The organism is Burkholderia sp. AU17457 (assembly GCF_002223255.1).
Classification (GTDB): Bacteria; Pseudomonadota; Gammaproteobacteria; order Burkholderiales; family Burkholderiaceae; genus Burkholderia; species Burkholderia sola.
Map to the genome: position 1 here is coordinate 1,902,260 of NZ_NKFB01000005.1, position 24,300 is coordinate 1,926,559.

The following is a 24,300-nucleotide window of genomic DNA, read 5'->3' on the forward strand; positions in this document are numbered from 1 at the left end:
ACCACCCTCCCTGAACCGTTCGATGGATAGAATCTCGTCCCGGCGCGTGCCGCGGTGCGCCGGTGGATTCGAATTCAGACCGCCCCGCTGGCTCCGGTATTTCGTTTTCCGCAATAACGCAGCCATTGGCGAAAAATACAAACCCATATTTCCGGTCACCCGTCTGAAGGCGACACTAAATGGTCACGATGCGACGGGTCGGGAAAACACCGAGACGGGCGGCACGGCAAAGACCGGCCGCCCGGCGGGAGGCAATCAGCGACCGTCGAGGGCCGCGCGCACGGCCGGCAGGCCCGGTGCGCCGGTGGCCGTCGTCACGCCGTCGAGCCAGCCGGCGACCAGCGCGGGCTCGGCCTTCAGCGCACGCTGCGCCGCGAGCGCGGGCGACGTCTTGTGGTCGAGCATGTCGGCGATCATCCGGTTCTCGACGTCGACGGAGAACGTCATCTGCCGGAACAGCCGCGCGAGATTCGTGCACTGGCCGGCGAACCCGGCACGCGTGACCGTGTTGACCGTCGCACCGCCGTAGTTCGGGCCGAAGTACGCATCGCCGCCCGACAGATACGTCAGATGAAACTTCGTGTTCATCAGATGCGGCTCCCACGCGAGAAACACGATCCAGCGCTTGTCGCGCACCGCGCGCTCGACCTGCGTGAGCATGCCCGTCTCGCTCGATTCGACGAGCGACCAGTTCGCGGACCCGAGCGCGTGGTCGGACAGCATCCGCTTGATGTTCTGGTTCGCGGGCGCGCCGGGCTCGATCCCGTAGATCTTGCCGCCGAAGCGGTCCGCATAGCGCGCGAGATCGGCGAACGTGTGCACGCCGGCCGCGGCCACGTAGTCGGGCACCGCGAGCGTGAACTTCGCACCGCTCAGGTTCGCGTGCAGCACGTCGATCGACTTCTCGTCGACGAACGGCTTCACGAGCGGCGCCTGCGCGGGCATCCAGTTGCCGAGGAACACGTCGACCTGCCCTTTCTTCAAGCCCTGATACGTGATCGGCACCGACAGGTTCGCGACGTCCTGCCGGTAGCCGAGCGCCTTCAGCACGACGCCCGCCATCGCGTTCGTCGCGTCGATGTCGGTCCAGCCCGGCGCCGCCATCTTCACGTCGCCGCAGGTCTGCGGATCGGCGGCGGACGCTGGCTGCGTCGCCACCACGCACGCGGCGGCGGCGAGCGCCGCGCCGATTCTTCGGATTGCTGCATTGCGTTGCCGTTTCATGGGTCGCTTCCTCCGTCGTTCTTCAATGACCGCGATGCGGGACGTTCAGCGCCCGACGCGCGGAAAACGCGCCATCGCCTCGAGCGTATCGAGTTCGATGTGATTGCGCATGTAGCGCTGGCTCGCGTCGGTGAACGGCTGCCAGTCCCACGCGTGGATGCGGCCCTGCGTCGTCGCCGCGTAATGGAAGCGCCGGCGCCGCTGGCTCGCGCGCACCTGCCGGTCGAGTTCGGGCAGGTTCCAGCGCTGCGCGGCCTCCGCGCGGAATGCGGCGAGCACGTCGGCGGCTTCCGGCTGCCCGGCCAGGTTCGCCAGCTCGCGCGGGTCGTCCGACAGGTGGTAGAGCTGGTCGGGATCGGCCGGGCAATGCACGTATTTCCAGTCGCCGCGCCGAATCATCACGATCGGCGCGAGCGCGCCTTCCGCGAGGTATTCGCCGAGCGCGACGTCGTGCGCGGGCGTGCCGTGCAGATGCGGCACGAGGCTCGCGCCATCGACCGCGTCGGGCCAGCCGCCGGCGGGCGCCGCGCCGGCCAGATCGACGAGCGTCGGCAGCAGGTCGACGTGCGACACGGGCCCGCGCACGCGCGCGGCGCCGAAGCGGCCCGGCGCATGGACGATCAGCGGTACGCGGCAGCCGCCTTCGAAAAACGTCATCTTGTACCAGAGCCCGCGCTCGCCGAGCATGTCGCCGTGGTCGGACGTGACGATCACGATCGTATCGTCGGCGAACCCGCATTGCTCGAGCGCGGCCAGCACGCTGCCGAACTGCGTGTCGACGTACGACGTCGCGCCGTAATACGCGCGGCGTGCGGCGCGGATCTGCGCGTCGGTCGGCGGCGTACGGTCGTTTTCGCAGACGAAGCGCAGCCGCTGCGAATGCGGATCGCTTTCGGCCGCATCGAGCCGCACGGCCGGGAGGTCGATGTCTTCGTCGCCGTACAGATCCCAGTATTCGCGCGTGATCGCATACGGGTCGTGCGGATGGGTCAGCGACACGACCATGCAGAACGGCCGCGCATCGTGGCCGGCCGCGCGTTCGCGCGCGACGTCGTACAGCTTCTGCTTCGCGGCGAACGTCACTTCGTCGTCGAAGTCGAGCTGGTTCGTGCGCACGCACGGGCCCGCATCGAGCACGGAGCTCATGTTGTGATACCAGCTCGGCCGCTCCATCGGGCTGTCCCAGTCGGGCACCCAGCCGAAATCGGCCGGATAGATGTCGGTCGTGAGGCGCTCCTCGAAGCCGTGCAACTGATCGGGCCCGCAGAAATGCATCTTGCCGGACAGCATCGTCCGGTAGCCGGCCGCGCGCAGGTAATGCGCGAACGTCAGCGTTTGCGCCGGCAATTCGGCGGCGTTATCGTAGGCGCCGATGCCCGACGGCAGCTTGCCGGTCAGCAGCGAGAAGCGCGACGGCGCGCATAGCGGGCTCGCGCAGTACGCGGCGTCGAACACCACGCCTTCGGCGGCGAGCCGGTCGAGCGTCGGCGTGCGGGCGACGCGGTTGCCGTACGCGGGCAGCGCGAACGGCGTGAGCTGGTCGGCCATCAGGATCAGGATGTTGGGTGTCGGGTTCGTCATCGGCGATCGTGGGGAAAGCGGTGTTCGAATGGAACGGCTCGTCGCTCGGGCAGCGAGCCGTCCGGCATGACGGAGGCGATCCGCAGAAACCGCCGCGCGCAGGGGCCGCGCTGGCTAGAATCGCGGAAAGCGTGGCGCGCTCGCGCATGAAGCGCATCTGCCGCACCGTCCGCTGCACTATCGCCCGCCCGAATTCGCGCGGGTAGGCGTCCGGCCCTTATGGGGCCATTAGAGGGACTTATGTCGAAATCCGAACCGTTACCGTCGATGCAGGCGCTGCGCGCGTTCGAATCGGCCGCCCGGCTCGCGAGCTTCACGGCCGCCGCGCGCGAGCTCGGCTCGACGCAGCCGGCCGTGAGCCAGCAGGTGTTCCAGCTCGAAGCCGAACTCGGCGTGCCACTGTTCGAACGCAGCCCGCGCGGCGTCACGCTGACGGCCGACGGCCAGTGCCTGTACGAAGCCGTGCGGCTGAGCCTCGACACGCTGCGCGGCGCGACCGCGACGCTGCGCGCGCGCCGCGAGCACGGCGCGCTCACGATCGTCACCGATTTCGGTTTCGCAACCTACTGGCTGATGCCGCGCCTCGGCGGGCTGAAACACGTGATGCCGGACGTCGACGTGCGCGTCGTCACGTCACAGGATTACGACGCGCAGCGCGACCACGGTGACATCGCGATCCTGTTCGGCGACGGCCACTGGCCGTCGTGCACGGCCGCGCGGCTGTTTCCGGAATCCGTCACGCCCGTCTGCTCGCCCGCGTTTCGCGACGCGCACCCGGACGTCGCGCGGGCCGACCACCTGCTCGCGCTGCCGCTCCTGCACGTGCAGCCGACCCGCCCCGAGCGCTGGCTGTCGTGGTCAGGCTGGTTCGACGCACACGGGCTCGAACCGCCGGCCGCCGCCCGCGGCGTGACCTTCAACAGCTATGCGCTCGTGATTCATGCGGCGCTGCTCGGCGAAGGCGTCGCGCTCGGTTGGGCGCCGCTCGTCGACGAACTCGTCGCGTCCGGCCAGCTCGTGAAGCTGGTCGACGCGCCCGTCGTCACGTCGCGCGGCTACTTCCTGGTGCGCCCGCCGCAGCGGCCCGAGCCGGACGCGACCCACGTGTTCCGGCGCTGGCTGCTGGACGCGTGCGCGGCGGCCTGACGCGGCGCGCCCGCCCCGTTCCCCTTCCCCGCTCCCGGCCCCGCTGGCGCGCCGATACCAGCCACACGGCGCGTTGGTTCTATCCGCCCCGGAATCGTCCTGATTTACTTGAGCCTCCCGCTACCCGCGCGGCGCGGCGCTGTCGTGCGCCGTCGCGCGGCCATGCGCCCCCATGCCATCCGAGGAGTCTCATGACCGCCGAGCACCGCCCCGATCAATTCGTCCTGACACTGTCGTGCCCGAGCGCGGCCGGTCAGGTCGCCGCCGTCGTCGGCTTTCTCGATCGCCATCGCTGCTACGTCGATGCGCTGAACGTGTTCGACGACGATCTCAGCAACCGCTTCTTCGTGCGCTGCGTCTTTCATCCGACGGATGAGACGCTGCAGATCGACGCGCTGCGCCAGGAATTCGGGCCGATCGCGGCCGGACTTGGCGGCCACGACGGCGACATCCAATGGGCGATCCACGACGTCAACGCGCGGCCGAAGGTGCTGATCATGGTGTCGAAGCTCGAGCACTGCCTCGCGGATCTGCTGTTCCGCTGGCGGATGGGCGAGCTGAAGATGGACATCGTCGGCATCGTGTCGAACCACCCCGACTTCGAGCCGCTCGCCGCACAGCACGGGCTGCCCTTCCGCCACTTCCCGATCACGGCCGACACCAAGGCGCAGCAGGAAGCGCAATGGCTCGACTTCTTCGAATCGAGCGGCGCCGAGCTCGTGATCCTCGCGCGCTACATGCAGGTGCTGTCGCAGGAGACGAGCGCGAAGCTCGCGAACCGCGCGATCAACATCCATCACTCGTTCCTGCCCGGCTTCAAGGGTGCGAAGCCGTATCACCAGGCCCATGCGCGCGGCGTGAAGCTGATCGGCGCGACCGCACACTTCGTCACCGACGATCTCGACGAAGGCCCGATCATCGAGCAGGTCGTCGAGCGCGTCGATCATGCGCTGCGGCCGGAGCAACTGCTCGCGGTGGGGCGCGACGTCGAAAGCCTCACGCTCGCGCGTGCGGTGAAGGCGTTCATCGAGCGACGGGTGTTCTTGAACGGGGATCGGACGGTGGTGTTCCCGTAACCCGATCATCGCAGCCGCGCTCGAACGCGGTGTAAACGAACAAGGCCCAACCGGCACGCAACCGGTTGGGCCTTGTTTGTCGTCGTGCTGCGCCGGCGCTTCGCGCGATGGCCCCGTGTGCGGTTTCCGAAGCCATCGCGTGCCGTGACACGCGCGCATTACCGCGTCACTTCATCCACGCGAAGTAGTACGACAACCCGATCGTCAACGCCGCACCGATCAGCGCCGCATACGGCATCAGGCTCAGCCACAGCGCGCGCTTCGGCACTTCCAGCTCCATGTCGCGCTGCATCTGCGCCGGGAAACGGCCGCGATCCTGCCAGTAGTGGCGATAGAGGAACACCGGCACGATCAGCAGCATCGCGATCAGCCCGTTGCGCAGCGTGCCTTCGCCTTGCAGGTTCGCGCCCGCGCCGACGTAGACGAGGTTCGCGTACCCGCAGATCGCGCCGCCGACGAGCAGCCAGGTCGGGCAGCGGAACGGCCGATCCCAGTTGCCGCGATCCATCCGGTGGATCCAGCCCGACTGAAGATTCAGGAATACGAACAGCATGTAACAGACGTTCGAAATCGACAGCACCGTCATGTAGTCCGACATCATCAGCAACACGAGGTTGAAACCGAGGTCGGTCCACATCGCGCGCGTGGGCGAGCCGTGCTCGTTCACGTGCGACAGGTACTTCGGCAGCCATCCGTCGACCGACGCCTGGTACAGCGTGCGCGACGAGCCCATCATCGACGTCATCACGATCAGCAGGATCGACAGCATCAGCATCACGACGACCGCATTCGCGACCCACGCGCCGCCGCCGACGATCTTCGCCATCGCGGCCGCGACGCCGGTGCCGTCGCCGATCGCCGGATCGAGCATCGCCTGCGTGCCGAGCGCGCCCTGGAACGCGAGCGGGACGAGCGTCATCACGACGAGACACAGCGCCCCCGACCAGAAGATCGCCTTGGCCGTATCGCGCCGCGGATCGCGAAATTCACGCGTGTAGCAGACGGCCGTCTCGAAACCGTACGACGCCCAGCCGGCCATGAACATCGCGCCGAGCGCCATCGTCACGCCTTGCCCGTTCCACGAGCCGAAGGTCGCGGCCGTGAGGTTGCCCTGCGCGTCGTGACCGAGCGGCAGCAGCGGAAGCAGGTTCGACATCGGCACGTCGCCGGTGACGAACGGCACGATGCCGACGATCAAGAGCGGCGTGAGCGACGCAATGCCGAGAATGCGCTGCGTACGTGCGGCCTTCGACGCGCCGCTGTGCTGAAGCTTGAACGTGATGAGAAGCAGAATCGTCGCGATGATGAACGTCGCGTTGATTCGCAGGGATAGACCCGGCTTGATGAACCCGAGATCCGCCACCTTGAGCTGCCAGTGCAGCACCGCCGCATTGGCGGGAAAGAGACTCGTGAGCGCATAGCTCGCCGCGAGGCCGCAGCCGAGCGCAAGCATCGGCGACCACGCGAGCCAGTTGCACCACACGGAAACCGGGGCAATCAGCTTGCTGTAACGGACCCAGCCAATCGCGCCATACACCGACGCGCCGCCCGATTTATGGGGAAATAGCCCGGATATTTCCGCATAAGTCGCGCTTTGAATCAGCCCCATCGTGATCGCGGCGATCCAGATCGCCCACGCGGGCTGGCCGATCGTCGCGCATACGCCGCCGATCGTGAACAGCACACCTGCCGGCACGCCGCTCGTCACCCAAAAAGCGTCTTTCCAGGTCAGGCCACGATGCAGCGTGTGGCCCGTCGAATCATGTGAGATGGTTGCCTCGACATCACTGGTGCGATTCGCACGCAGTCCTGCTTGACTCATCCAATTCCTCCTCTCGATCAACGTAAGCGCTTCAGCGTTTACGCTGCTCCGATGCAAAGCAGATGATTCCGCACAAGGGCGCTAGTGTAGCAACTTACGCGCTTTTTTGCAGAATCCGCAAAAGAATTCCGGGATATGGCCGCATTGCATCCTGATTATTTCGGATTCCTGCATGCCATTCCCGGCGTATTTTTATGACGATTCGTACGACGTATGTCGAGGTGCTTACTGCGCGCCTTCCGTCCACGAATTCACGCGGTCGGCATGCGCTGCAATCCACGCATCCGCGGCCGCTTCCGGCTTCGAACCGTTCTGGATCGCCAGCATCACGCTGTCGATTTCACCCGGCTTCCACTGGAATTTCTTCAGGAACGCGACGACCGGCTTCGCCTTGGTTTCGAGGCCCGGATTCACGACGCTGTCGACGTGCTCGGCACCGCCAAACACCTTCTTCGGATCCTCGAGGAAGCGCAGCTTCCACTTCGCGAACATCCAGTGCGGCGCCCAGCCGGTCACGATCACCGGCTTGTTCGCGCCGACCGAACGCGACAACTCGGCCGTCATCGCGCTGCCCGAGCTCGGCATCAGCGTGTAGCTCAGCCCGTAGTTCTTGATCGCTTCGTCGGTCTTGCGCATCACGCCCGCACCGGCATCGATGCCGACGATGCGGCCGCCGAAGCTGCTCTTCTCGGCGTTCAGATCCTCGATGCTCTTCGCCTTCACGTAATCCGGGACGATCAGGCCGATCTTCGCGTCGGGAAAGTTCGCGCCGACGTCGACGACCTTGCTCTTGTATTCGCTCCAGTACGAGCCGTGCGTGACCGGCAGCCATGCGGACAGCGTCGCATCGAGATCGCCGCGCGCGACGCCCTGCCACATGATCCCGGCAGCGACCGGCACGAGCTTCACCTCGTAGCCGAGCTTCTTCTCGATCACGCGGGCCGCGACGTTCGACGTCGCGACGCTGTCGTCCCAGCCTTCGACGTAGCCGATTTTCAGCGTCGGCTTCGTATCGGCGAGCGCCGATGCGCTCAATGCCACCATCGCCGACAGGGTGCCGGTCCAAAACAGTTTTCCGAACAATTTCATGGTCGATCTCCTTGGTCTGCGCACCGTGCGCGTTGTCTCTCTAGGTTCTTCAACCACAAATCCGCGGTATCGTTGTTTTCCGACAGATGCTTGTCCGGACGCGACGCGCCCGGACCGCCGACGGCGCATCTCGACTACTTGTCGATCACGAGATCCGACAGCGGCTTGCTGCAGCACAGCAGCACCATTCCCTGATCGATCTCGCGCTGGCGAATACCGCCGTTGTGCTTCATCTCGACCTGCCCCGACACGAGCTTCACCTTGCAGGTGCCGCACATGCCCTGCGTGCACGATGCGGGCAGCCGCACGCCCGACTGGCGCGCCGCGTCGAGCACGTGCTGCTCCGAGCCGCACGCGATCTCGCGGTTGCTCTTCGCGAAGCTGACCGTGTACTGCTTCGTCGCGGCGTCGCCGCCTTCCGCCGGCGGCACGAGTTCGGCGAGCACTTCGTCACTCGCGGTCTGCGCGAGCGTTTCGAACGAGAAGCTTTCCTCGTGATACTGCTTGCGATCGAAACCGGCTTCGTCGAGCAGGTCGCGCACGGCCTTCATGTACGGCGCGGGGCCGCACGTGAAGATCTCGCGCTCCATGAAATCCGGCGCGATCAGCTTCAGCAGCGGCAGCGTCAGGAAGCCCGTGACGCCCGGCCAGTTGGTCCGTGCGCCGACACGCTCGACGACGAACGACGTGCGGAAATTCGTGTGGTTCGACGCGATCAGGTCGAGCTCGCGCGCGAAGATGATGTCGTCCGGCGTGCGCGCGCTGTGCACGAACAGGATGTCGCGATCTTCGGCGAGATCATGGTGCGCGCGGCTCATCGACATCAGCGGCGTGATGCCCGAGCCGGCCGACAGGAACAGGTACTTGCGCGCCGGATGCCGCGCGCACGTGAATTCGCCGGCGGGGCCGAGCACGCGCACCGATGCGCCCGGCTGCAGATTGTCGTGCAGCCAGTTCGACACCTTGCCGCCCGGCACGCGCTTCACCGTGATCGAAATCGTGTGCGGCCGCGCCGGCGACGACGAAATCGTGTAGCAGCGGTTGATCGTCTCGCCGTCGATGTCGAGCTCGAGCGTGATGAACTGCCCGGGCTCGAACGAGAACGTGCGGCCCTGCGGTGAACGGAAGAAGAAGCTCTTCACGTCGTGCGTTTCCTGCCGCACGTGGCAGCACACCAGCGTTTCCTCGACGTCGCTCGTCCAGCGCTCGGGCAGCGCGTTCCAGAAGGCCGGGTGTGTCACCCGGCTGTCCGCCGGTTCGAAATTGGCCGCATCTCGCATCATTTCTAACTCCGCTTGCTGTTCCGCTGACGACTACGCGCCGGTTTGTTCGGCGAGCCGGCCGATGTACCAGGCCGAGAATTTTTCGACGAGGCCTTCCGTGTACGGCGAATACGGGCCCGGCTCGTACGCGCTGCTGGTCGCGCCGCGCTGCGAGAATTCGACGAGCGCGCGATCCTGGTCGTTGGTCGCGTTCCACACGGCCGTCAGGTTCTTCACGTCGTAGTCGATGCCTTCCTTCGCGTCCTTGTGCACGAGCCACTTCGTGCGCACGAGCGTCTTGCCGGCCGACAGCGGGATCACCGAGAACGTCACGATGTGATCGCTCATGAAGTGGTGCCACGAGTTCGGCTGGGTCCAGAACGACAGCCCGCCGAGGTCGGCCTTGTCGAAGCCGCCGAGCAGCTTCTTCGACGCGATCTTCGCGTCGAGCGTCTGCGATTCGCCGTGACGGTCGAGCGGCAGGCGCTGCGTGCGGAAACCCGTCACGTCGAGCAGCTTTTCGATTTCGGCGGACGGCAGGCCCATCTCGGCCCACTCCTTGCCGCGCCGCACGCACGTTTCAGCGAATGCGTCCATGCCTTCGGCGTTCGCGTCGGAGCGCTGGTAGCCGAAGCCGTATTCGTACAGCGAGATCGTCAGCTCCGGATGGTTCGCGACGCAGTGATAGCACTCGCGGTTGTTCTCCATCGTGAGCTTCCAGTTGCCTTCCTCGATGATGTCGATCTGCGCGGCGATCTTCGTGCTCGGCAGATCGTGCGGCAGCAGGTACGGCTCCATCTCCGCGCGCATCTGCGCGAAATCGACCGGCGGCTCGTCGGCAAGGCAAATGAAGATCAGGCCCGCGAGGTTCTCGACGTGCACCGACTTCAGGCTGTGCTTGCAACGGTCGAACTTCTCGCCCATGTGCTCGGCGAACATCAGCTGGCCCGTCAGGTTGTACGTCCAGCTGTGGTACGGGCACACGATGTTGCCGACCGAGCCCTTGTCTTCGTTGCACAGGCGCGCACCGCGGTGACGGCACACGTTGTGGAACGCGCGAATCGCCATGTCGTCGTCGCGCACGATCAGGATCGAATCGCTGCCGAGTTCCACGGTCACGTAATCGCCCGGCTCGGGAATGTCCGGTTCGACCGCCACCTGGATCCAGTGCTGGCGGAAAATCGCCTCCATGTCGAGCGCGAAGATGTCCTCGCTCGTGTAGAACGGCGCTTCGAGGCTGTAGCCTGCCTTGCGGCGTTCGATCAATGCACGAATGTCTGCCGATACTTTCATCGTTTGCTCCGGATTCCTTGCATCCCTGGGTTTCTTGCCGACAGGCATCAAAATCAGTAGTCGATGAGCTGATGCTCGCGCAAATACGCGAGGATCACTTGTGCTTTTTCGACCGAACTCCCTTCATTTACGACGTTGCCGCCACGGCTTTCGGTCGTCGTCGCGGACAGCATCCGGGCATGCCCGGAGCGCTTCTCGGCGGCGACCAGTTTTACGGGTTTACGCTCGACCGGGCCGACCGTCCACGCGGCCGCATCGGCATCCGCGCCGGGCGCCGCGAGCGCCGGCCGGATCGCGCCGGCGCGCAGCCGCGCATACGCATAGCGCGGCTCGACACCGGCGAGCGGGTGGACGGCGACGACGGCCGGCAGCGCCGCGTCGACACGCCGCCGCAGCCCTTTCGGCAAAAATTGCCGGACCGCCGCGCGGCCGTCTTCGACCGTCACGTCGACGGCCGAGCCGACGAGCGGATAGCCGAGCGCCGCGGCGACGCGGTACGGCAGCATCCCGGTGTCGTACGCGCCCTCGGCGCGCGTGCCGGTCAGCACGAGGTCGTAGCCTTCGACACGCGCGGCGAGCGCGTGCACGGCATCGTCGCCGTCGCGGCAGGCCAGCACTTCGACCTCCCGTGCGCCGAGCGCGAGATATTCGGCAAGCGCCGCATTAGCGGGGTCGCCCGCGTGGATCACGTCGAGCGTCGCGCGATGCTTCTCGGCGAGCTGCCGGCCGGTTTCGAGCGCGGCCGCATCGTTGCGGCTGTAGCGCGCGACACCGCTGACCGGATGCCGGCCGACGGACACAAGCACCGCGATGCGTTGCAAGGGGCGGGGGGCGTTCATGCGGCGACTCCTTCGGGTTCGCGGGTGCCGACCGCGGCCGGCGATTCGCCGCGCGCGGCCCGCGCGGCCTGGACCTGTTCGATCAGCGCGGCGATCGTCGCCTGCGCGTCGCCGACCACCGTCAGGTTCGCGCGCTTCGCGATCGGCGCGCTGCCGTCGAGGTTCACCGCGATCACGTGGCGGCAGTCCTTGATCCCCTGCAAATGCTGCACCGCGCCCGAGATGCCGAACGCGATGTACACGCTCGCCTCGACCGTCTTGCCGGTCGCGCCGACCTGCTTGTCGCGCGTGAAGTGGCCGTTGTCGACCGCGACGCGGCTCGCGCCGATCGCCGCGCCGAACACCTCGGCCAGCCGCTCGAACGCGCCGATGTCGGACACGCCGTTGCCGGCCGACACGATGAAATCGGCTTCCTCGAGCGCGACCTGGGCCGCGTCGATTTCGTCGACACCGAGATCGCGGTACGGCTGCGCGGCGTCATGCGCCGGGCGGATGAAATCGGCCGCCACGCGCTCGCCGGCGCCGACGAACGGCAGCTTCGCTTCCACCGCGTTCTGCGCGAGCAGGATCACGTCGGGCAGCGCGCGGGTCGCGAACGCCCGCCCGGCCTGCGCATACGTACCCACATGCTTCGCGTCGATTTCGACGACGTGAGTCGCGACGCTCGCGCCGGCGGCCGCCGCGTAACGCCGGCCGAGATCGCCGTCGCCCGTCGCGTTGTCGGGCACGAACACGTGTTTCGGCGCCAGTGCGGCAACACACGCCTGCAAGGCTTGCAGTTCGCTTTCGGGATCGAACGCACGGCGATCGAAGCCGGTCAGCTCGAGCAGCTTGTCGACGCCGAGTTCGGCCACGTCGTCCTTCAATTCGCCGAACGCGAGCAGCGCGACTTCCGTCTGCGCATCGGCGAGCACGGCGGCGGCGGCAATCGCCTGACGCGAATGGTCGTCGAGCGCGCCGCGCTCGCCATGGGCGACCACCAGCATCACGTGCTTCGGGTCCTGCAGCACGCGGCGCGGCTTCGCGGCCGCGGCGCCATGACCGTGCGCGGACCATTGCGCGGCGTTCGCATCGGCGCTGCCTTCCTCGCCGAGCGTGATGCGCTTCAGGCCGGCGGCCGTGATGATGAACGGCCGGCGCGGATCGATTCGTTTGATCGTATTCATCGATTCACTCCAGCGAGGCGGCGACGAGTTCGGCGACGTCGAGCACGTCGGGGCGCGGGCCCACGACGCCTTCGAGCATGGCCGTGCAGTTCGGGCACGCAACCGCGACCACGTCCGCGCCGATCGTACGCGCATCGGCGATGCGGATGTCCGGGATGCGCTGCTTGCCGGGGATGTCGGTCAGCGGCGCACCGCCGCCGCCACCGCAGCAGCGGCCGCGCATGCCGTTGCGCTCCATCTCGACGACCTGGATGCCGATCGTCTTCAACAGCTTGCGCGGCGCTTCCGTCTCACCGTTGTAGCGGCCGAGGTAGCACGGATCGTGATAGGTCGTGCGCTTCTCCTGCAGCGCCTCGACCGCCTTCGGCGCGATCTTGCCGCTGTCGGCCAGTTCGGCCAGATAGGTCGTGTGATGCTTGACCGTCACGCGCAGCCCGAGCGCGCGGTATTCGTTGCGCAGGCTGTGCATCACGTGCGGGTCGGCCGTCACGATCTGCTTGTACGACAGCGTGCCAAGCGTGCCGATCAGGCGCTTCGCCATCTGCTGGAACGTCGCTTCGTCGCCGAGCCGGCGCGCGACGTCGCCCGTGTCGGTTTCCGTCGGGCCGAGCACCGCGTAGTCGACGCCCGCCTTGTTCAGCACCTTCACGAACGCGCGCAGCGTGCGCTGGTAGCGCATGTCGAATGCGCCTTCGCCCGCGACGAACAGCACGTCGACCGGCTTGCCCGGCTGCGCGACCGGCGCGCTCAGGTCCACCGACCAGTCATAGCGCGCGGCCGTGTCGTAGCCGCCCATCGTGCCGGTCTCGCGCAGGTTCGCGAGCACCTCCTGGCCCTTGCCCGGCACCGTGCCGTGCACGAGCGTGCGGTTGCGGCGCATGTCGACGATCGCATCGACGTGTTCGATCAGCATCGGGCATTCCTGCACGCACGCGCGGCAGGTCGTGCACGACCACAGCGTCTGTTCCTCGATCAGGCCCGACACGATCGGGCCGTTCGGCTCGCCGCGATGCTGGCCGACCGGAATGCCCGGCGACGGACTGCCCGCGTACGCCGCATCGGTGCCGCCGGCCATCCCGACGACGAGATCCTGGATCAGCTTCTTCGGATTCAGCGGCTGGCCCGACGCGAACGCGGGGCACGCGGCTTCGCACTTGCCGCACTGCACGCACGCGTCGAAGCTCAGCAGCTGGTTCCAGCGGAATTCGACCGGCTTCGCGACGCCGTACTCCTGATGCTCGATGTCCGGCAGCTTCAGCGCGGTCGGCGGCGTGGCCGTGCCGTTGCCGGTGAACGATTCGCGCGTGGCCGCGAAACGCTCCTGGCGCGGGTGGAACGCGAGGTGCAGCAGGCCGGCGATCGCATGCTTCATCGGGCCGCCCTTCGCGGCGCCGACCGTCATCGTGAACGCACCGACGCCGATCAGCAGCGCGCAGAGCACCGCGAACGCACCCGACATCGCGCCGGTCGGCACCAGCATGAACAGCACGAGGCCGAGCGCGAACGAACCGAGCAGCCAGGGCAGCGTATTCCACGGGCCGCGCGACAGGCGCGCCGGCACGTCCTTCGCCGCGCGCCGGCGCCACACGAACACCGCGCCGACCAGCATCGCGAGCGCCGCGAGGAAGATCAGCTTATCGAGCCACGGCGAGTAGATCGCGAGGCCGTAGTTGACGAACACCAGCGCGAGCGCGCCGATCGCACCGCCGGCGGTCGCGACGTGGGTCTTCGCGATGTACGGATCGCGGGCGACCACGTGGTGCAGGTCGACGAAATAACGCTTCGGAATCGCGAACAGGTTCGCGACGCCGAACGAGCCGGGCGCCGTGGCCCGACCCAGGCGCCAGTAGGACGAGCGCTTCGCGACCGCGAACGCAAGCCCCGCCACCGACAGCCACAACAGGGCGGTAATGAGGAAGGACGGGTTCATCTTTTAGAAATCCTTCACGAGACGCAGCGAGTCGTAGATCGCACCGTGGACGTTGTGCATCGAGATGCAGTCGCCGACACGGAACAGCAGGAAGCGGCCGTTGCCGAGTTCTTCCGACAGGCACGGCTGCGGCTCGGCCGCGAACAGCGTGTGCGGATCGATCTGGCCGCGGTTCACCGATTCCGGCTTGAGCTTCCAGTACAGTTCGTCGTTCGGCGACGAGCCGTTCTCGATCACCACCTGGTCGACCGCGCGCTCTTCCAGTTCTTCCGTGTACTCGTTGCGCAGCACGGCGATCATCTTGCCGTTCTCTTCATAGACGCGATCGAGCATCGTGTTCGGCGTCGGAATCACGCCGAACGCGTACAGGCGCCGATAGAAGATCGGGAACGTCGTGCCGCCGCAGTCGTCGGCGACCTTCACGTCCGGCGTGACGACCTCGACCTTCGAGCCGCGGCTCGCCATGAAGTCGGCCACGCCGGCGCCCGCATGCGTGCTCACGCCATCGAACAGCAGCACGTTCTGCTTCGGCTCGACCTTGCCGGTCAGGATGTCCCACGAGCTGACGGCGAGGCCTTCGGCGACGCCCCACGCCGGCACCTGCCACGTGAAGCTCGAACCGCCGGTGGCAAGCACGACGATGTCCGGCTTCTCGGCCATGATCATCTTCTCGTCGGCGGCCACGCCGAGACGCCGGTCGACGCCCAGGCGCTTCGTTTCCATGTCGAACCAGCGGATGATCCCCGACATCTGCTCGCGCTGCGGCGCCTTCGCGGCGATCATCACCTGGCCGCCGACTTCCGCGTTCTTCTCGAACAGCACGACGTCGTGGCCGCGCAGCTTCGCGACGCGAGCGGCCTCGAGCCCTGCCGGGCCGGCGCCGACCACCACGACCTTGCGCTTCGGGCCGCGCGATTTCTCGATGATGTGCGGCATCGTCGCTTCGCGCGACGTCGCCGCGTTCTGGATGCACAGCACGTCGAGGCCGTTGTACTGGCGGTCGATGCAGTAGTTCGCACCGACGCACTGCTTGATTTCGTCCTCGCGGCCGTCGCGGATCTTGATCACCATGTGCGGATCGGCGATCTGCGCGCGCGTCATGCCGACCAGGTCGATCATCCCGTTCGCGAGCAGGCGCTCGGCCTGGCCCGCATCGCGGATGCTCTGCGCGTGCATCACCGGAATCTTCACGACCGACTTGATGCCGGCCGCGAGGTGCACGAACGGCTCCGGCGGCAACGCCATCGGCGGCATGCAGTTCGCGATCGTGTTGTGCGTATCGCCACCCGAGCCGACCACGCTCAGATAGTCGATCAGGCCCGTCTCCGACATCGCCTGCGCGATTTCCTTCAGCGCTTCGTGATCGAGGCCGTCCTCGTGGAATTCGTCGCCGCACATGCGCAGGCCGACGCAGAAGTCCTTGCCGACCGCCTCGCGCACGGCCGTCAGCACTTCGATGCCGAAGCGCAGGCGGTTTTCGAGGCTGCCGCCCCATTCGTCGGTGCGATGGTTCGAACGCTTGCTCCAGAACTGGTCGATCAGGTGCTGGTGGGCGGCGGAGATTTCGATGCCGTCCATGCCGGCCGCCTTCACGCGCTTCGCGGCCGCCGCGAAATCGCCGATGATGCGGCGGATTTCCTCGATCTCGATGATCTTCGCATTGCCGCGGTGCACCGGTTCGCGCACGCCCGACGGCGACATCAGGTGCGGCCAGTGCTCGCCGTGGAACGACGAGCGGCGGCCCATGTGCGTCGCCTGGATCATGATCTTCGCGCCGTGCTTGTGCATCGTGTCGGCCAGGCGCGTGAGCGGATCGATGATCTTGTCGGTCGACAGGTTCACCGATTTCCACCAGCCTTGCGGGCTGTCGATCGATACCGGGCTCGACCCGCCGCAGATGGCCAGGCCGACGCCACCCTTCGCCTTTTCTTCGTAGTAGCGGATATAGCGGTCGCCCGGCAGGCCGCCCGGCTCGGCATACACCTCCGCGTGCGCGGTGCTGACGATCCGGTTGCGCAGCGTCAGCTGGTTCAGCTGCATGGGTTTGAACAGGTGGGGATAACGCATCGCTGGCGACCTCTGGCGTTCGAATGTCTCGTGTTGCGGGTGTTGTTCTGCTTCAGTGAATCAGTGCGTCAGTGCGCGATCGGCGACACTTCGAAGATGCAGTGGTCGTGATGCTCGGCCGCACATTGCACTTCCTTCGAGTACGCGCGCGGCGCGCCCTTGCCTTCCGGCGTCGTGTCGTTGACCCAGTCCATCGCGCCCGCGAACCAGCCCGCGAACATGTAGCAGAGCTTGCCTTCCTTGCCCGGCTGCTGGAGCACGAACGACGAGTGGCGCAGTTCGATCTTCGCGCGGGCGCTCGCCGGGTCGGCCTCGATGATCGAGAACAGGCCCCAGCCGCGCTGCGACAGGCGCTTCAGGTAGTGCTCGAACACGGCCATGCCGGTCAGGCCGTGCAGCTTGGCCTCCTTGTCGCACCAGTGGTAGGCGGACTTGTAGCCGGCCTTGTACAGGATCTCGGCATACGCATCGACGCCGAGCGCTTCCTCGACGGCGACGTGGTTGTTCGTGAAGAAGTGGCGCGGCACGTACAGCATCGGCAGCGCGTCGGTGGTCCAGACGCCGGTATCGGGATCGACGTTGATCGGCAGTTGCGGTTGCATCGTGGTGACTCCGTGAGGAAAGTGGCCGCGCGGCTCATTGCGCAGGCGCGACATCGTCCGCGTGCCCGCGCATCAAGCGCCGGCACGTCCCGATTTTTTTATGTTGAAACGACGGTAGCGGTTCGGCTCGGCGGGCGCTTATGCGCCCCACACGTCCTTGAACACGCGCACCCAGTTCTCGCCCATGATCTTGCGGATCCGCGACTCCTTCCAGCCGTGGCGTTCCATCGCCGCGGTCAGGTTCGGGAATTCGCCGATCGTGCGGATGCCGTCCGGGTTGATCACCTTGCCGAAGTTCGTCAGCTGGCGATAGCGGCCCTTGTCGTGCGTCAGCATGTCGAAGAACTCCTTCGCGAAATCCTGCGTGAAGTCCGTGCCGATGCCGACCGCGTCTTCGCCGATCAGGTTCACGACGTAGTCGATCGCCTCGATGTAGTCGTCGATGTTCGCCTCGATGCCGCGCTTCAGGAACGGCGCGAACATCGTCACGCCGACGAAGCCGCCCGCATCGGCGATCTCCTTCAGCTGCGCGTCGCTCTTGTTGCGCGGATGTTCCTTCAGGCCCGACGGCAGGCAGTGCGAATAGCACACCGGCTTCTTCGAGAACGCGATCGCTTCGGACGACGTGTTGCCGCCCACATGCGACAGGTCGACCATGATGCCGACGCGGTTCATCTCGGTGATCACTTCGCGGCCGAAGTCCGACAGCCCGCCGTCGCGTTCGTAGCAGCCGGTGCCGACCAGGTTCTGCGTGTTGTAGCAAAGCTGCACGACGCGCACGCCCATGTCGGCGAACGCTTCGATGTAGCCGAGGTTGTCCTCGAACGCATGCGCGTTCTGGAAGCCGAGGATGATCCCGGTCTTGCCTTCCTTCTTCGCGCGGAAGATGTCGTCCGTCGTGCGCACGAGCGTCAGCAGCTCGCCGTTGTCGCGGATCTTCTTCTTCATCACGCCGATGTTGTCGACGGTCTTGGTGAAGTTCTCCCACACCGACACCGTGCAGTTCGCGGCCGTGATGCCACCCTTGCGCATGTCCTCGAACACCGGCTTCTCGAACTTGGAGATGTTCAGTCCGTCGATGATGATGCTGTCCTGATGCAGCGTGCTCATATCTGCTCTCGCTCGTGTGACTGTTCTTGTGGGGTCGATCAGTAGATCGGGAAGCGCTCGCAGAGCGCGAAGATCTCGCGGCGCACGCGCTGTTCGGTTGCGGCGTCGCCTTCCGGGTTCGCGCGCAGCGCGTCGAACACTTCGAGGATCAGGCGGCCGATCTCGCGGAACTCCGCGACGCCGAAGCCGCGCGTCGTGCCGGCCGGCGTGCCGAGGCGAATGCCCGACGTGACGGTCGGCTTCTCGGTGTCGAACGGAATGCCGTTCTTGTTGCAGGTGATGCCCGCGCGCTCCAGCGCCTGCTCGACCGGCGCGCCTTTCAGGCCCTTCGGGCGCAGGTCGACCAGCAGCAGGTGGTTGTCGGTGCCGCCCGTGACGAGATCGACGCCGCCGGCCTTCAGCACTTCGCCGAGCGCCTGCGCGTTCGCGAGCACGCTGTCGATGTAGGTCTTGAAGTCCGCATGCAGCACTTCGCCGAACGCGACGGCCTTGCCGGCGATCACGTGCATCAGCGGGCCGCCCTGCAGGCCGGGGAACACGGCCGAGTTGATCTTCTTCGCGATGTCCTCGTCGTTGGTCAGCACGAAGCCGCCGCGCGGGCCGCGCAGCGTCTTGTGCGTGGTCGACGTGACGACGTGCGCGTGCTCGACCGGGTTCGCGTGGCGGCCCGCGGCGATCACGCCGGCGATGTGCGCCATGTCGACCATCAGCTTCGCGCCGACGCTGTCGGCGATCGCGCGAAAGCGTGCGAAGTCGAGCGCGCGCGGGTACGCCGAGAAGCCGGCAATGATGAGGTTCGGCTTGTGCTCGTGCGCGAGCGCCTCGACCTGGTCGTAATCGATGCGCAGCGTGTCGCGGTTCACGCCGTACTGGACCGCGTTGAACCACTTGCCGGACAGCGCCGGCTTCGCGCCGTGCGTCAGGTGGCCGCCCGCGTCGAGCGACATGCCGAGCACCGTGTCGCCCGGCTTGGCGAGCGCGAGCATCACCGAGCCGTTCGCCTGCGCGCCCGAGTGCGGCTGCACGTTCGCATAGCCGGCGTTGAAGATCTGCTTCACGCGTTCGATCGCGAGCGCCTCGACTTCATCGGCGAATTCGCAGCCGCCGTAGTAGCGCTTGCCGGGATAGCCTTCCGCGTACTTGTTGGTCAGTACCGAGCCCTGCGCCTCGAGCACGGCGCGCGACACGATGTTTTCCGACGCGATCAGCTCGACTTGCGACTGCTGACGCTCGAGTTCCTTCAGGATGGCGCTGCGCACCGGCGCGTCGCGCTCGGCAAGGGTCTGCGAGAAGAAAGGCTGGGTGTTCGACATAGTGCGTCCGTGACGAAGAATAAAGGGCTGCAACCGAAGCTCAAGGCCCGCCGTGACTGGGTTTCCCGCTCGTCCAGTGCAAGGCTGCCGACGGCTCTATTCTTGTCGTTCGGATTTTCGGCGGATTGATGAATTTAGACGCGTTCTTTGCCTTTTCCGCCATGCGCGTCCGTTTTGTACAAGTGACCGATCGTGCTTTTCGGGACGGGCGCCCGAAACGATGTCGATGGTTCACCTATGGACACGCACACCGGCAGTGCGTTTGCCGCACGTTCGAGTGCGGCTTGTCCCGGATACGGTGCAGTGCAGCAACGGCCCGATGCCCAGACAACGTATGGAGCTAGGGTTTAGCCGTATGGCACGCTTGTTGCACTCGCTCACACAATACCGCAGCCCGATTCGTGCCTCGGGCCAAAAGCTATTAGAGATTCAAGGAACGCTCCCCATGTCGCCCGACCGCACAGCGTCGCTGTCCCACTTCGCGTTCATGCCTTTACCGAACTTCACGATGATCGCGTTCACCAATGCGATCGAGGTGCTTCGGATGGCGAACTACCTGAGCGGCCAGCCGCTCTACCGCTGGTCGGTGATCAGCCCGGACGGCGGTCCGGTCACGGCGAGCAACGGCCTCACGGTCGACACGGGGCCGGCCGAATGCGTGGGGCAACCCGACATCGTATTCGTGTGCGGCGGCGTCGACGTGCAGCGCGCGACCACGCCCGCCCATCTGTCGACCCTGCGCCGCTTCGCGCGCCTGGGGATGCCGCTCGGCAGCCTGTGCACGGGCACCTATGCACTCGCGAAGTCGGGGCTGCTCGCGGGCTACGCGTGCGCGATCCACTGGGAGAACATGTCGGCGCTGAAGGAAGAGTTTCCGGACACGCGCTTCCTGAAGGAACTGTTCGTGATCGACCGCGACCGCATCACCTGCACGGGTGGCGTCGCGCCGCTCGACATGATGCTGAACCTGATCGCCGCGCGCGTCGGCACCGCGCGCGTCACGCAGATCGCCGAGCAGTTCATCGTCGAACACGTGCGCGACACGAGCGCGCAGCAACGCATGCCGCTCGTCGCGCGCCTCGGCTCGGCGAACAAGTCGCTCTTCGAAGTGATCTCGCTGATGGAGAACAACATCGAGGAACCACTGTCGCGCGAGGAACTCGCGCGGCTCGCGAACATGTCGCAACGGCAATTGCAGCGTCTCTTCCGCGAGCATCTCGGGATGACGCCGACGCACTACTACCTGACGTTGCGGCTGCGCCGTGCGCGCGAGCTGTTACTGCAGACCGACATGTCGATCATGCACATCACGATGGCGTGCGGCTTCCAGTCGGCGTGCCACTTCAGCAAGAGCTATCGCGACGCGTTCGGCGTCGCGCCGACGCGCGAACGCCGCAAGCAGGTCGCGCCGCTCGCGCAGGGGGCGGCGAGTGCTGCGCCGGCATTTCCGGCGCATGTGCTGCATGCGTGAGGCGGGTGGCGCATGAAGCAAAAAAAGCGACCTTGAAGGTCGCTTTTTCCTTTGCGCTTACGATCCCCACACCTGCATTTCATCGAGCGAATACCCCCACTGCGTCGCCCGCTTCGTGCCGAGCATCCGTACGTAACGGCCGTGCCCGCTCAGGTTCGGCAGCGTGACGTGACCATACGACACGCCGTTGCTCGTCGAATAGATCGTCGTCCAGTTCGCGTTGTCGTTCGACGTCTGGATCTGGTAGACGAGCGCGCCTGCATCCCAGTACAGATCGATGCTGCTGATGGTCTTCGTCGCACCGAGATCGACGGAGATCCATTGCGGATCGACGCCCGCGCCCTCGGGCGAATCCCAGCGCGTGCTCGTCGTGTTGCCGTCGAACGCCTTGTCCGGCGTGAGCGACGCGTTGTAGCTCGCAGACGCCGCGGCCGGCCGCCCCTGCGACAGCAGCGTACGTGCCGCGGCCGCGCCGCCGTAGTAGTTCGCGCCGAGCTTCGCCTTCGTCGCATCGGCATTCACGCCGAACTGCGACAGGCTCCAGCGCTGGCCGGTCGTCACGTCGCCCACGTAGAGCTGATAGCCGCCCGCCGTCGTCGACGAGAAGAACAGGTAGTTCGTACCGTTGACGGGCGCCGGGTCCGAGTTGTTGCTCATGCAGTCGTTGAGCGCCAGCGCGCTCGGTGTCGAGGCCGGGTCGGCCGTCTTCGCATAGATCTGGTCGGCGCCGCCGCTATCCTTCCAGCGCGCGTAGTACACCATGCCGTCCGCGCGCACGGCCGGGTAGTACGTCTGCAGCCCGGCCGGCCGGTCGAACACGGCGGTCGCGCCGGTCGCGATCGTGCGCTTCATCAGCCCCATGTTCGAGCCGGCGCCGGTTGCGTAGTACACGGCGCTCGCGTCCGGCGCGAGGAACGGCATCGAATATTCGGCGCCGGCCGGCGCGTTCGTCAGGCTCACGACCGACGTGAACACCGGGCCCGCGCTCGTGTACGACAGCGTCGCCTGCTTGACGTCGCCGTTCTGCTTGAACACGAGCGTCTTGCCGTCCGTGCTGAACTTCGGGTCTTCGTTGCGCGTGGCGCCCGTGCTGTTCGTCATGTTGACGGGCGGCGTGCCGGCACCGAGCTGCAGCATGAACACGTTCCATGCGCCGTTGCGGATGCCCATGAACGCGAGCCACTTGCCGTCGGGGCTGAACACGCCGTTCATCGGATCGGTGATGCCCCACGCGCTCTTGCTGAGTTGCGTCAGCGTACGGGCCGAAAAATCGTAGAGGAACAGCTGGCTCGTGCCGTCGCCGTACTTGACGTAGCTGTGATAGACGAGCTTGCCGGTCAGTGCAGCGGGGAACGTTGCGTTCGGCTGGGCGGCGGGATTGTTGACGCAGGCTGCGGCGGCCACGCCGCTGAACATATTGAGGGCGATGCCGGCCACGAGGCCCGCGACGAGGGTCTTCAATGTCACGCTGGATACTTCCGGGTAAGGTGCGGACGCCGCAGAAAAGGACTCGCGCGACACGCGCGGGCGTCTCGGATTCGCGGTCGGGCAGCGTGAATTCCGTATCGGTCGGACAGCGGGAACAAAGCTTGCGGGAGGATGCCCGTTTGTCAGACGAAAGAACAGGATCAGAGCGCCGATAAAACATACGGATCAGCGGTTTTGGGGCCGCGCTTGCACGTGCCGGCTGCCGTACTACTCTTTGTCATCGAGGTCCGACGGCCGGGAGAACGCGCATGAAGCGCTATGCGGTACTGGCACAGACCATCGCCGACGCCATCCGGCGCGGCGACCTGACGCCCGGCGCGCGCATCCCCACCGTGCGTGCGGCATGCCGCGCGTATCGCGTGAGCCCGTCCACGGTGTTTCGCGCGTACTACGCGCTCGAAAGCGAGGGCCTGATCGTCGCGCGGGCCCGCTCCGGCTATTTCGTTGCGAACGTTGCGGACAAGCACGTGCGGTTCAACCGAGATCCGCCGCGCAAGCCCGGCGCCGCGCAGAACGACGTCGCGGAAGCCGGCGACGACGATGCGCTGTTCCGCCTGCTCGACTCGCTCAAATGCGACGACATCGTGCCCCTCGGCTCGGCATTCGCGAGCTATTCGCTGTTTCCGATGAGCAGCCTGTGGCGTCACGTGGCCTCGGCCGCGCGCCACATGGACCGCACGAAACTGCTGGAAGGCTTGCCGCCCGGCAACGAAGCGCTGCGCCGTCAGATCGCGCTGCGCTACCTGAACGCGGGCGCGTCGCTACCGCTGGAGGAAATCGTCATCACGACGGGCGCGACCGAAGCGCTGACGCTCAGCCTGCAGGCACTGACGCGCCCGGGCGACATCGTCGCGATCGAACGGCCGGCATTCCACGCGGTGCTGCAGGCCGTGCAGTGCCTGCATCTGAAGGCGGTCGAGATTCCGGTCGATCCGCGCACGGGCCTCGACCTCGACGCGCTCGCGGAGGCGCTCGACACGCATCCGGTGCGCGCGTGCTGGTTCATGACGTCGTTCCACAACCCGACCGGCGCGACGCTGACCGACGAGCGCAAGCGCGTGCTGATCGACCTGCTCGCGTCCCGCGGCGTACCGCTGATCGAGGACGACGTGTATGGCGAATTGCAGTTCGGCACGGCGCCCACGCGCCCCGCGAAACTGTATGACGACCGCGGGCTCGTCCTGCATTGCGGATCGTTCTCGAAATGCCTCGCGCCCGGATTCCGGATCGGCTGGGTCGCGGCTGGCCGCTTCGTCCGGCAGATCCGACAGGCCAGAGGCGCGAGTGCGCCGGCCGCCGACGTACCCGCGCAGATGGCGATTTCGAGCTACCTGCGCGACGGCGCATACGATCGCTTCCTGCGCAAGCTGCGCCGCAATCTCGCCGCGCACCAGGCGCAGATGCTCTCCGCCGTGCGCGCGTATTTTCCGACGGATACCGAAGTGTTCGCGCCGCGCGGCGGGTATTTCCTGTGGATCGAACTGCCGCCGCACATGGATGCGATGCACCTGTTCGGCGAAGCGATGGAAAACGGCGTGAGCATCGCGCCGGGGCCGATCTTTTCCGCGACCGGCGGCTTCCGCCGCTATTTGCGACTCAATTACGGGCGACCGTGGACACCGGCGGTCGAGCGCGCGCTGGAGACGCTCGGCACGCTCGCGGCCCGACAGCGGCATGGCGGCTAGTACGAAACGTGCGGAACGCAACGCGAGACATGCGCCTTGCGTTTCGCGCGCGAACGACCAAGAATGAAGCGGCAGGCAGACGTGGACGAACGGGTTCCTCCCGTCCGATGTTATGGAGAATCCCATGAGCACCGCA

18 protein-coding genes are annotated in these 24,300 nt (G+C 66.4%); 4 read left to right on the forward strand and 14 right to left on the reverse strand.

Annotation, left to right across the window (positions count from 1 at the left end):
• Positions 1-255: 255 nt before the first annotated feature.
• The gene (gene choX, locus CFB49_RS25845) at positions 256-1,224 is read right to left on the reverse strand and encodes a choline ABC transporter substrate-binding protein (RefSeq protein ID WP_089492670.1); all 969 of its coding nucleotides are present in this window, start codon (positions 1,222-1,224) and stop codon (positions 256-258) included.
• A 45-nt stretch (positions 1,225-1,269) separates the two neighbouring features.
• The gene (gene betC, locus CFB49_RS25850) at positions 1,270-2,805 is read right to left on the reverse strand and encodes a choline-sulfatase (protein WP_089492671.1); all 1,536 of its coding nucleotides are present in this window, start codon (positions 2,803-2,805) and stop codon (positions 1,270-1,272) included.
• Between the two features lie 240 nt (positions 2,806-3,045).
• Between betC and CFB49_RS25860 the strand changes: the two genes are divergently transcribed.
• Both CFB49_RS25860 and purU read left to right on the forward strand, forming a co-directional pair.
• Positions 3,046-3,951: a choline sulfate utilization transcriptional regulator gene (locus tag CFB49_RS25860; RefSeq protein WP_069617430.1), complete on the forward strand. Its 906-nt coding sequence runs from the start codon at positions 3,046-3,048 to the stop codon at positions 3,949-3,951.
• Between the two features lie 191 nt (positions 3,952-4,142).
• Entirely contained in the window at positions 4,143-5,027 is an 885-nt protein-coding gene (purU, locus tag CFB49_RS25865) for a formyltetrahydrofolate deformylase (protein WP_069617431.1), read from the forward strand.
• Between the two features lie 166 nt (positions 5,028-5,193).
• Here purU and CFB49_RS25870 read toward each other — a convergent pair whose 3' ends face one another.
• The 11 genes from CFB49_RS25870 to CFB49_RS25920 all read right to left on the reverse strand — a co-directional run bounded on the left by CFB49_RS25870 (position 5,194) and on the right by CFB49_RS25920 (position 19,520).
• Positions 5,194-6,849: an APC family permease gene (locus CFB49_RS25870; protein WP_089436934.1), complete on the reverse strand. Its 1,656-nt coding sequence runs from the start codon at positions 6,847-6,849 to the stop codon at positions 5,194-5,196.
• A gap of 225 nt (positions 6,850-7,074) precedes the next feature.
• On the reverse strand, positions 7,075-7,938 hold the full coding sequence (locus CFB49_RS25875; RefSeq protein WP_069617433.1) for a glycine betaine ABC transporter substrate-binding protein: 864 nt from the start codon (positions 7,936-7,938) through the stop codon (positions 7,075-7,077).
• Positions 7,939-8,072: 134 nt separating this feature from the next.
• Complete coding sequence (locus CFB49_RS25880; protein WP_069617434.1) at positions 8,073-9,221, reverse strand: hybrid-cluster NAD(P)-dependent oxidoreductase; 1,149 nt, start codon at positions 9,219-9,221, stop codon at positions 8,073-8,075.
• Positions 9,222-9,251: 30 nt separating this feature from the next.
• Positions 9,252-10,493, reverse strand: coding sequence for an aromatic ring-hydroxylating oxygenase subunit alpha (locus tag CFB49_RS25885; protein WP_069617435.1), 1,242 nt, complete (start codon positions 10,491-10,493; stop codon positions 9,252-9,254).
• 53 nt (positions 10,494-10,546) lie between these two features.
• Positions 10,547-11,332 carry an electron transfer flavoprotein subunit beta/FixA family protein gene (locus CFB49_RS25890; protein WP_069617436.1) on the reverse strand — a complete coding sequence of 262 codons (786 nt, stop codon included), beginning with the start codon at positions 11,330-11,332 and terminating at the stop codon, positions 10,547-10,549.
• Complete coding sequence (locus tag CFB49_RS25895) at positions 11,329-12,498, reverse strand: electron transfer flavoprotein subunit alpha/FixB family protein (RefSeq protein WP_089436935.1); 1,170 nt, start codon at positions 12,496-12,498, stop codon at positions 11,329-11,331. The genes CFB49_RS25890 and CFB49_RS25895 overlap by 4 nt, the downstream gene beginning before the upstream one ends.
• Positions 12,499-12,502: 4 nt before the next feature.
• A complete protein-coding gene (locus CFB49_RS25900; protein ID WP_089436936.1) occupies positions 12,503-14,428 on the reverse strand; it encodes a (Fe-S)-binding protein in 1,926 nt (641 codons plus the stop codon).
• Positions 14,429-14,431: 3 nt separating this feature from the next.
• A complete protein-coding gene (locus CFB49_RS25905; RefSeq protein WP_006488987.1) occupies positions 14,432-16,495 on the reverse strand; it encodes an NADH:flavin oxidoreductase in 2,064 nt (687 codons plus the stop codon).
• Between the two features lie 68 nt (positions 16,496-16,563).
• Positions 16,564-17,097: a DUF5943 domain-containing protein gene (locus CFB49_RS25910; RefSeq protein WP_050012296.1), complete on the reverse strand. Its 534-nt coding sequence runs from the start codon at positions 17,095-17,097 to the stop codon at positions 16,564-16,566.
• Between the two features lie 138 nt (positions 17,098-17,235).
• On the reverse strand, positions 17,236-18,207 hold the full coding sequence (locus CFB49_RS25915) for a dipeptidase (protein ID WP_034186088.1): 972 nt from the start codon (positions 18,205-18,207) through the stop codon (positions 17,236-17,238).
• Between the two features lie 38 nt (positions 18,208-18,245).
• Positions 18,246-19,520 (reverse strand): serine hydroxymethyltransferase, encoded by a 1,275-nt coding sequence (locus CFB49_RS25920; protein WP_069617440.1) that lies wholly within the window; start codon positions 19,518-19,520, stop codon positions 18,246-18,248.
• Positions 19,521-19,875: 355 nt separating this feature from the next.
• Here CFB49_RS25920 and CFB49_RS25930 point away from each other — a divergent pair, with 355 nt between their 5' ends.
• Entirely contained in the window at positions 19,876-20,991 is a 1,116-nt protein-coding gene (locus CFB49_RS25930; RefSeq protein WP_089436939.1) for a GlxA family transcriptional regulator, read from the forward strand.
• Positions 20,992-21,048: 57 nt separating this feature from the next.
• Here CFB49_RS25930 and CFB49_RS25935 read toward each other — a convergent pair whose 3' ends face one another.
• Positions 21,049-22,458 carry a galactose-binding domain-containing protein gene (locus tag CFB49_RS25935; RefSeq protein WP_089492672.1) on the reverse strand — a complete coding sequence of 470 codons (1,410 nt, stop codon included), beginning with the start codon at positions 22,456-22,458 and terminating at the stop codon, positions 21,049-21,051.
• A 269-nt stretch (positions 22,459-22,727) separates the two neighbouring features.
• On the opposite strand from CFB49_RS25935, the gene CFB49_RS25940 reads away from it, so the two are divergent.
• Positions 22,728-24,164, forward strand: coding sequence for an aminotransferase-like domain-containing protein (locus tag CFB49_RS25940; protein ID WP_089492673.1), 1,437 nt, complete (start codon positions 22,728-22,730; stop codon positions 24,162-24,164).
• Positions 24,165-24,300: the final 136 nt, after the last annotated feature.